Annotated in this window: 3 protein-coding genes; all 3 read right to left on the reverse strand. The window is 39.4% G+C overall.

The window, feature by feature from the left end; genetic code table 11:
• Nucleotides 1-449 precede the first annotated feature (449 nt).
• Nucleotides 450-3272: a T9SS type A sorting domain-containing protein gene (locus tag RAO94_12590; protein MDP8323177.1), complete on the reverse strand. Its 2823-nt coding sequence runs from the start codon at nt 3270-3272 to the stop codon at nt 450-452.
• Between the two features lie 434 nt (nt 3273-3706).
• Complete coding sequence (locus RAO94_12595) at nt 3707-7879, reverse strand: sigma 54-interacting transcriptional regulator (protein MDP8323178.1); 4173 nt, start codon at nt 7877-7879, stop codon at nt 3707-3709.
• Between the two features lie 474 nt (nt 7880-8353).
• On the reverse strand, nt 8354-10458 hold a 2105-nt coding region (locus RAO94_12600; protein ID MDP8323179.1), incomplete at its 5' end, for a choice-of-anchor Q domain-containing protein.

The raw sequence follows: 10458 nt of genomic DNA on the forward strand, positions 1-10458 counted from the left end.
TGACCTTGTCAAGCGAAAAGCAGATTGATATCTTTTACTAAGTTTACATTGTCATTGTGTCCACAGCTTCCAATAATAAAAAAATCACAACCATCTAAGTCATCCGTGCACCGTAGGTGTTAATTACTTGTAGCAATATCATACCAATAAAATACCCCTTACCTCGTAGGGGTTATATAACGGTTAATAGAAACTGTTACCTGATAAATATCTTCTGCCGGAAAGACGGTTTTGGTTGGTCATTATTTTCTACAAATAGCAAACTCCTATGAAGTGCAATTAAAATAAATTCAATATCCATTTCTACACCGCCGGTCTTAAAAGTTCGTCTTGTTCGTTTTGTTAGTTGCTAAAATGCTATTTCTTTTCTTTTCTTTCTCTTCCACATTACATTCCTCTGTGCTCTCTGCGACCTCTGTGGTAAAAACTCTTACATTCAAAATTCAAAATTATTTCAACAGCAAAGCCTTCCTGCTTATTTCTTCATTACCTCTTTGCAAGCGGATGAAATATACTCCACTACTGCATTTATTACCTTTTATATCTTTTCCGTCCCACACAACGCTGCTCTGTGATTCCATAATAGTTGCCGTCCATACTTTCTGTCCTTTAACGTTATATATCGCAAGACTGCCTTCATCCTTTCCCTCTGCCCAATTCCAGCTAATCTGTAATTGGGGGTTAAAGGGATTAGGCATTAATGTCAAACTACTGCCAATAGCGTGAATTGTCTCCTCATCATTTTGCACTACAGGAACAGACCAGCCCTGCAGGAGCACGTCATTTCCATCATAAAACTGATATGAGTCATATCTATTGATAAGAGATTCCCAGCAGAAATAAACATCATTATCGTAAACCTCTGCTGCAATATGTTCCTGACGGCAATATTCCTGATAGCATATCACCGGATTAGTTGTGGGCATTTCTACCAGATTACCGCTTAAATCATATAAACCCATTTTTAAAGTGTAATACCTCCCATCTGCCTGTGTCATAAAAATGAGCATTCCCTCTTCAATTTTTTGAACGTTGACCAGTTCACAACCTTCAGTTTCAGGCAGATTTATTTCCGATTGCTGAACTGAGCCATCCATATTGAAGCTACGAAAAGTAATCGGTTCAATGGCTTCCGCATTATGACCATAAACAGCGAAACCGTTGTCTAAGACCACTAATCCATATAGCTCATCCTCAAAATTAAAAGGAATGGATACTCCATCTCCATAAACATAGTCTCCTGTCTCGTTAAAAAGCTCGCAGCGTAATTCTTCCGGTGGGTAAATTCCAACTTGAAATAATGCTAACAAACCTTCATCGGTCAGCTTAAAATTCTCTTTACACCCATAGTAAAAGTAATGACCGCAATTATGAGACCATTCAATTTCTCCAGTATCGCTTAGATATTTCACGTGCTGCTTACTGTAATTAGCTATATTATTTATCACATAATTATCACGCAACCATGATCCCCAACAGAGTGTTTCAGTGAATGGTATAATTGCTCCTCCTGGCGGAAAAACTTCTTCACCATTTTCAATTCTTTGTACGTGGTAAGAAGTACCTCTCTGCCAGTAATAACTTGCACCTCCCTCATATATGTCTCCTGCCATCACACCAATACTGTAACCTGGATCACAGATGTGTCCTCCTTCTTCCCATAAATAATTTCCTGTTGCCAGGTCTACAAGCTGAACACTGGATCCTTCCATACCATTATTTAATACAAAAAGAGCCAGATTATCCTGTCGATCAAGAAGTTGTGCCTCTGCAAAAAAGAGCATTGTTCCTGCGGGGTTATCAAGCGGAACGCCCTGTCTGTCAAATCGTTGCAGAATGACTGAATATTGATTATATATTCCCAGAGGATAGCCAGTATGCTTTAATAGCACTGAAATCGCATCCTCTGAAACGTAAACCTCAAAAGGGATTAATAAGCGTTCAATTCCTGTCTGAACAATTATTGGTTCTGCTCCTGTAAGAATTTCACCCGCTTCATTAATGGTTACAAAGTTCAATTGCTGCTGAAAAAGGTCATCTCTGTTTATACTATACCAGAAAATATCTGTTGATTCGGTTTTTAAAAATATCGGATGAAGATGTAGAGAATTACCTTCCTCACTATACCAGCCAATTTCTGGTGAAATCATTTCACCTGCACTGTTAAAATCAAGAAGTTTATAATTTCTCATATATTCTTCACCCAATACATCTGATTTAAATATAACTCTTATCCCATCATCATTTCTCACCCAGGCACCGGCTACTCTAGTACCATATCCACTAATTATATAAGACCATGTAAAAGAAGGCAGATATGCTGGATCATCGGGATCATAAGAGTATTGATAAATAACACAAGGACCATCAGAAAGTAGATAAAAGAAGTCTTCCTTTGCTATTATTTTGCTTGATAAATAATAAGATTGCCCCTCGTTCTCAATGTCCCAACAGGTCTCTCCTGCATGACTGATACACTTTACGAAATTAGAATAATAACATAAATAATCACCATTAGAAGTAATATCCAGACAAACTTGACCATCATTATTGGGTAAAAAATCAGAAAAAACCAATATTCCCTGAGGAAATGCCTCTTCTCCTTCCAGGTTTATTCTTTGCAATTTGATTTCCCAGTCATTATAATACATTATAACCAGACTGCCATCTTCCTCCAATTTCCAACTACCCGGATCGATTTTACCATAGTAACGTCCATCTTCCCAGCCAGTGGTTAGATTGCCATCCTCATCAAAATGATATAACAGATCTTCATTAACAGTATCTGTGGTACATAGATAGATATCATTGGATATTCCATTTATTAAACGCACTTCCCGGCAGGGGTTTTCTCCAGTATCCCAGTTGACTTCCCAGACAAATTCGGCATTGATGTCCAGCTTCAAAAGTTGAATATTGTATTGGTCTCTCGGAAAGAAATAAGCTAAGATTATGTTTCCTTCCGTATCTGCTATACCTGATTGTAAGCAGGGAAATCTTGATGCAGCAGTAAATTGAATTGGTTCATCCCAAATAGCTTCACCCTGCAAGGAATATTTCTGCCCATAGATTTGGGCGAGTCCTTCCTGGCTTTCTACCCACACTGCCACTATCCCTTCAGTCGTTTCGATCATCACAGTTTTCACATAATCTTCATCTGCGTGTATCATTTTTTCCTGACCAGCCCATATCCCCGGCTCTTCCCACATAAATTGCCCAAATGTAAATGCCATGATAAGACAAAAGATAATTGTTATAACCAGTTTCTTCATAATTTCTCCTTTAAGATATGATTATTTCAGTCTCTTATATCTCTAATTCAAAATTTAGTTTCTAACAATGATATTGTCAAGAAAATTTATTTATAATGACCCTGAATCACTTTGCCAAAAACAACCTTCAAGGTGGCGAACACCTGTAGTAACATAGCTCTATCTAACAAAAAAATGTCACTATGTGCTTTGTTGTTCCTCCTCTAAGCCACTTTGGGACTATTATTAAGCATAAGATAAATATTATCAGATAGTTAGGAAGATGAGTATGAAGTTTACATAATATTTTGGTGGTTTGGTGATGATTTAAGGGAAATTCATATTTTTGGGTGATATATGTTTGTTATATTCCGTTAACATGGTTAACACGGTTAACTTAGTTAGCTATGAGATTTGATTGCGGAAGTGGGAGTGAGATAGGGTTTGGAGATTTATCAGCTTTCACTGGAGTTCAGGAGGCGGTAGATCTGGGTGCGGCTGATATTTGCCAGGCGCGAGGCAGCAGAGATTTTGTTATCAGCTGCTTTGAGGAGTTTTTTGGCATATATCTCATCAAGATTAGCATTGAATTGTCGTCGATATTCCTTATAATCATCCCAATTAAGCGGGATATTATCTTCCAGAGAATAATTATTGTGCAGAGCAGAACCTTCAAATAGATCAAGCGTAAGCTGATCGCCCTGGCTGAGTACCATGGCGCGTTCAATATCATTTTCCAGTTCACGGATATTACCATGCCAGGTTTTATTCTGGAGCAGTTGCAGAGCCGGGGTGGAGATACCGGAAACATTTTTATCAAAGCGGTCATTATAGCGGTCAATGAAGTGTTTCACGAGCAGGGGGATGTCCTGTCTTCTTTTATGGAGTGAGGGCAGATCAATTTTGATAACTTTGAGACGATAATAGAGGTCCTGCCGGAAAGAGCCATTTTCAATAGCTTTTTCCAGTGATCGGTTTGTGGCTGATATAATGCGTACATCTACGGGGATGATCTTATTTGAACCCACGGGAGTGAGTTGTCTTTCCTGGATTACCCGCAATAGCTTTGCCTGCAGAGCAACGGGCATATCACCGATCTCATCAAGAAAGAGGGTACCGCCTTTTGTGGCTTCTATCAAGCCTTTTCTATCGCTGTCAGCTCCAGTGAAAGCACCTTTTACATAACCGAAAAGCTCGCTTTCCAGCAGTGCTTCAGGAATAGCAGCACAATTTAAAGGCGTAAAAGGCTTATCAAATGCATAACGTTTGTGCACTGCCCGGGCTACGAGTTCCTTTCCCGTACCGGTATCACCAGTGATAAGCACATTCACGTTGTGGGATGCTACAAGATTTATAAGTTGGAAAACTTTTTGCATTTCGGGACTGTTGCCAATGATGGAATCATCAAATTTATTGTCACTTTCGATTAGTTTATCAAGCTGCTGGCGTCTGATATTCTGGATCAGGACAGCCTTTTCAAAGGCGGAGCGACCCTGAACAAGGATAGAAGCAAGCAGCTTTTGTTCCTGATCACCAAAGGTGCGGTTTGATTGAGCATCAGAATAGATAACGCCATGAACATTGTCCTGCAGGATGAGTGGATAGCACACCGCTGAGCGCAGCCCTAAACCAAAAATACTGGAATGAATATCAAACTCGACTTCTGATTGCAGGTTATTAAGGAAACTGATCTCATTTTTTTCCAGGGTTTCCTGCAGTATGGTCTGGCTTACCTGGATACTGTCTGTGTCGAGTTGCAACAGGTTTTTGTCAATACCCTGCCGGGCGATAAATCTGCCATCTTCCCAGGCAAAGAATACGGCTCTATCAAGCTGAGAGATGCGGATGATACCAGAAAGTACTGCCTCCATGATCTGAGGAAAATCAACTTTATCATGGATCAGCGAAACCACGTCCCAGAGCAATTGCAGATGCTGGGGAGTGCTTGATATTGCCGATTGAGTAATATTTTCCAAAGGTTTAAAGCTATAGATATCCAAAAGGCTGGCAATTTCTTTTTCAATGCGCTTATCTTTCTGATCATATCCGGCAAGAGTTATCTGGGCAGTAAAGGTGATATAAAGCCAGCTATCGTCAATTCTGGAGAGTTTTTGCACTGCCTTGAGCACAGAGTTCACTGTGGGATTTATCAGTCCCTCAATAAGCTCATGATAAAGCGGTTTTTTGATAAGTTCTGCAATATGATTTGATTGCTTAAGCTGTCTATTCTGCCAGGAATAGAAAAAGAGTGCGAGCAGCAGATCAGGGCTGTATTCTGCCAGGGGAGAATTGCTTAGAGTATCAGCCAGTTTCCGGGCTTTATCAGCGTCCAGGAATTGCAGGATCATCAAAGCATGGGCAGCCAGTTGCTGATATAAAGGTGGGTTCTGCTTAAGGTATTTATCAGCGAGGAACTGCTCAATGATGGATATCAGGTTATCATTTTCACCAAGGGCAAATCTGGCAGCAATGGCAATGAATTCCGCCTGATAGCGGAAAGGTTGTAATTGCATTCTGTCAGCATTTTGAGCAGCATTCTGGGCATAGGAACGGGCACGTTTCCATTGAGCTTTGTGCAAAAAGATGTCAGCCAGGTTGATCTCAGCTATCAGATGGTAGTTCCGGGCAAATTCACTATCTTCATTAGTTTCCGTAATCCGTATCATCTCCAGATATATTTGGCTGGATTGATTATAGTCATTTTTTTGGTAATGGACAGCGGCGATATTATTAAGGCAGCGCAGCACTGCTTTGGTATTAGAGGTAGAGCGGAAGAAGTCCAGAGCCTGCTGATGTGCCGATATAGCTTCATCGAGCTGCTCATTTTCCTGATAGGCAAGAGCAATATCTGCGGCTATCGTGGCAGCTTGAAGAGTATCAGGCTGAGAATTGATCTGTCGGTATATCTCAATTGCCAGAGCTGGATCACCCAGTTTTCGCGCCAGAAACGCTTTTGCTTTTTGCAGGTTGAAATCAAGCTGTTGCCAGCTTAGCCTTGATTCCAGAAGGGTGATGGATTGCCAGGCAGAAATAAAGAAACCTTTTTGCTTGAATATCCTGTATTGCAGATTTATCTGCTGGATAGCAGCAATATTATCTCCTCTCAGAATGGAGATCAAGGCTGCATGTAGATGAAATTGATTTTCAGAAGCTATATTTTGAAAGTTTTGTAGAGTCTCATCCGGCAGCGATTGGGGATTTGAGTAATTTGCTGTGAATTCACTGGCTGAAAGCGTAATATTTCCGTTTTGAAGTGCTGCTGTGACCTGGGTAAGCCAGTTACTATCCAGTAATTCAACCAGTTTGAGTGGCAGGGTATGGTGCAGGGCTGCAGCCAAATCAATCAGATCATCATGATCAGAAGTTGTTTCCCGCAGAACTTGAGAACGCAGCCAGAGCCGGGAGGAAGCAATCGAAAGAGAATCTGCCGGGATGGCATCTGGCAATGAGGCTGAGGTGGAAAGCAGATAGGAATTAAACTCAGCCGATTTTACTAAATGAGGTGGAAAACTGGCATCGATTTTCAAAATATGAGTATCAGGTCGCAATTGCATCTTTTTATAGAAAGGAGAATTTGGGTTATTCTGGATGAGAACGATATGAGCCAGTTCCGCAGGGAAATCAATCAGATCACTAAGGTTTTTCAGTTTGCCATCGGTAAGTCTTTGAAACCGGGCAAGAATATCTTCAGGTTGATCGATGAGCTCATGATCACTAATGATAATAGCAGGTTTGCCGGCATTTTCAGATAGCAGAATAAACTGATTGATCACCCGATGCGGTTCATCATCCGGATTTATAGTGAGGTGTCTTTCCTGCATAAGTCTGCCAGCCATTTCCTGCTGGGCGCTAAATAGATGATCATCAATAATGCTCCAGTTAAGCTGAGGAGCAATACCAGCGAGTTCACCAAAATATTGTAATGCCTGAATTGCTGAAGGTCTGAGAGATGGGTCATAAGCAAGGAGAGTTTTGATAAAATCAGGTAAGGATTGATCCTGCAGCCACAGCCGCCATTGCTCTTTTTGCAGCAGGAATGATTGCCAATCCTGGTTCTCAAGCTCAGTTGAAGGATGTTTTCCCTGGGACAGGTAGTAATATAATATTCCCAGGGCAAAGATATCAGAAGCGAAATTCGCTGAATTATGCCTGATCTTTTCTGGTGAACTATAGGCAATATTCCCGCGGAATCTGCCATCATTATAATTATTCGTAGTTGCCAGTCCCAGATCAAGAATCCAGGGCTCCTGGTCTTTACTAATAAGATTATCAGGTTTCAGGTCATTAAGCACGATCCCGGCAGATTGTATCGCAACAATCTGGTTACAGAGCTTAAAGAAGAAGGTATTAAGCTCTTGCTCAGAGGAAAAGTCTGCTAAGGTGGGGGAGTTGCCGGAGATATATTCCATAGCCAGAAAGAGATTTCCAGGAGAGCTTCCATACTCAATAACCTGGGGAACATTAGCAGTGGAGAGGGCAGCCAGAAAGATATATTCACTTCTTGCCTGAGCCTCTTCTGCAGCTTTATATTTTTTGATAACCACCTGATTGCCAGATGTATCATCTGCCAGCCAGGTAGTGGCAAAGCTGCCTTCGCCTATCTGTTTTTGTAATTTATATTTTTTCATAATGCTACAAAGATGTTTCAGAGTTACAAAGTCAAGAAATATTGATATTACTCTTTTTTTAAACCACGAAAACCACGAATTGACACGAAAGGAAGAGAAGAAAGAGTATTTTTAGCACCGAACAATTACGAACAAAACGAACTAAAACTACCAGGATTTTGCCCATTATTCCTCTTACACCGTAGGCGTTATTTACTTGTAGTAATATCATGAAGCTAAAAAACAATCCTTACCCTGTAGGGGTTATATAAGCGTTTAATGGAACTCGTTTCCTGATAGATACCACCTACAGGGAAAGACGTTTTTGCGTGATCAATAGTTTCTACAAATAGCAAACTCCTACGGAGTATCAAAACCATATCTCATCACCCATTGCTGCACAGCAAGTATTAAAAGTTCGTTTTGTTAGTTGCCCAATTTCTCTTGCGTTCTCATTCAAAATTCAAAACTTGTCCGCCTTTGGCGGATTCATAATTACCTGATCACCGTCAATTTTCCCTGCTCCAGATATTCCCCATCTTTTGAAAGACGCAGGAAATATACTCCAGCTGCCACTTTGTCACCATTTGTATTGCAGCAATCCCATCTGATACCACTATATTCCTTCTTTAATTCCGATTCCCACACCTTTTGTCCTTTGATATTATATATTCCTATCTGATAATCTTCTACCTGCTCCAAACCTGCATAATTGATGATCACTGCTCCCCTGCCCTCACTTATTCTCACAGGATTAGGATAGTATTTCAAATTAGAATATTCCAACTCATCTTCATGCACTGGATTACTGAAGGGATTATATTCATAAGCACCAATATCTATGCCATTCCCTCTTATCCGCAGATTGCCTGCCAGATCATATTCAGGTAAAACTACACCCTCCGGTAATTCCAAAGAACCCGCATCAATAGCCGGTGAACTTTCCTGCAGCTTATAGGGATATTCACCGTCATACATAAATAAAGGATCTTCTTCAATGTTCGTATCTTCATCCCAGTTCAGAATGCCAAGTCCATCAAAATAAACCCCATTATATCCATCCTCAATTATGCTGTGATGTACATCTACAACCGGTATTCCAAGAGAAGGATTACCTCTCAAAATTATTGAATACTCAGTTTCATTATCATAGATTATGGAATTCATGATCTCTGCATCAATATCATATGCCAGTCGTAAAGGTGCATTTTCAACATAAACTCCATCGAATACATTACATGCAAATGTGCTGTTTACAATATTGATCCTTTGATCATCCGTACCAGATAATGATATACCAACAGAATAATCTGTAAAATTATTTAAATATTCATTATCACTTATTTCACAATTAATTATATCAAAGATATGATTACCTTGATTATTGGTTCCGGCAGTTAAATATAAATATCCGGTATGGTTATTTATTATCCTGCATCCTTTTATTGTCATTCTGCAATTTGGTATATGATTATGCATCAATGTGTGCAACGATGCTCCTGCTGGATAATAAATATTATTTTCAAAGAGAATATTGCGCACTGTAATATTCATAGAACTAAAATAAAATAAACTAATATATTCATTGTCAATTATATTTAGGTTTTCCATCAGTACAGGTTTTGTAGAAAAGGCATAATTATTAATATGGAATATTCTGTCCCAAAGACTTATCATGCCATTAGTATACCCATTAGTAATTGTCAGGTTTTTTATTTCATATCCTAAATCACTCATTAGATCAATTGCAAAACCCTGATCAATCCCATCTAATTCGATTATTGTATTCTCTACTGACTCTCCAATTAATGATACATGAGACCTCAATATTACTGGAAATATTTGATTATTTAATTCCGTTGAGTAAACGCCATTTGCCAGGTGGATTGTAAGCGGATTATCTTCATCTGCTGTAATGAAGTGTAATGCCCGATTTATTGTCTGTAGAGGTTCTTCTGGTGTTACGCCACTGTTTTCATCATTGCCATCCGGAGAAATATACATATCCGTATATACTCTTTCCCTTTTAGGATGCAGCATTTCAAATCTTGTATCATAGTTCTGGTTTTCACAATTACCTTCTCCCTGATAGAATTCATAACTAAAGGGTTCAGTTACTGTAAAGGTATCTACTACTACATCAGTAAGTAACCCATTATCATCTATAGCGTTGTAAATGTCATTTCCTGTAATAGCAATATTATAATAAAAATTATTTCTATTATCTTCAGCAAAAGCTATGTAGGATGTTAAATGACAACTCATCAATCCCCCACCATGCAAATCCGCAGAGTTATACCTGAAAGTATTTCCTTCTAAATAAACATTACCACCATCGATAAATATTCCTCCTCCAATTATTCCTCGGTTTTGTTCTATTAGACAATTTATCAGGCTGAAACTTGTTTCATAAGAATAGATACCTCCTCCAAACCTTCCATATGGATCGGGATAACCAATGCCATTTGTTATGGTAAATCCTCTCAAGATAGTTCCTGCTTCCTCATCATTATGAACAGCCACACAACAGCTATTCTGATTACCATCAATAATTGTGTTATGAACATAATCCCTGTTACCAGTTATTAATTCCAGGCTGG

Source organism: Candidatus Stygibacter australis (genome assembly GCA_030765845.1).
GTDB lineage: Bacteria > Cloacimonadota > Cloacimonadia > Cloacimonadales > TCS61 > Stygibacter > Stygibacter australis.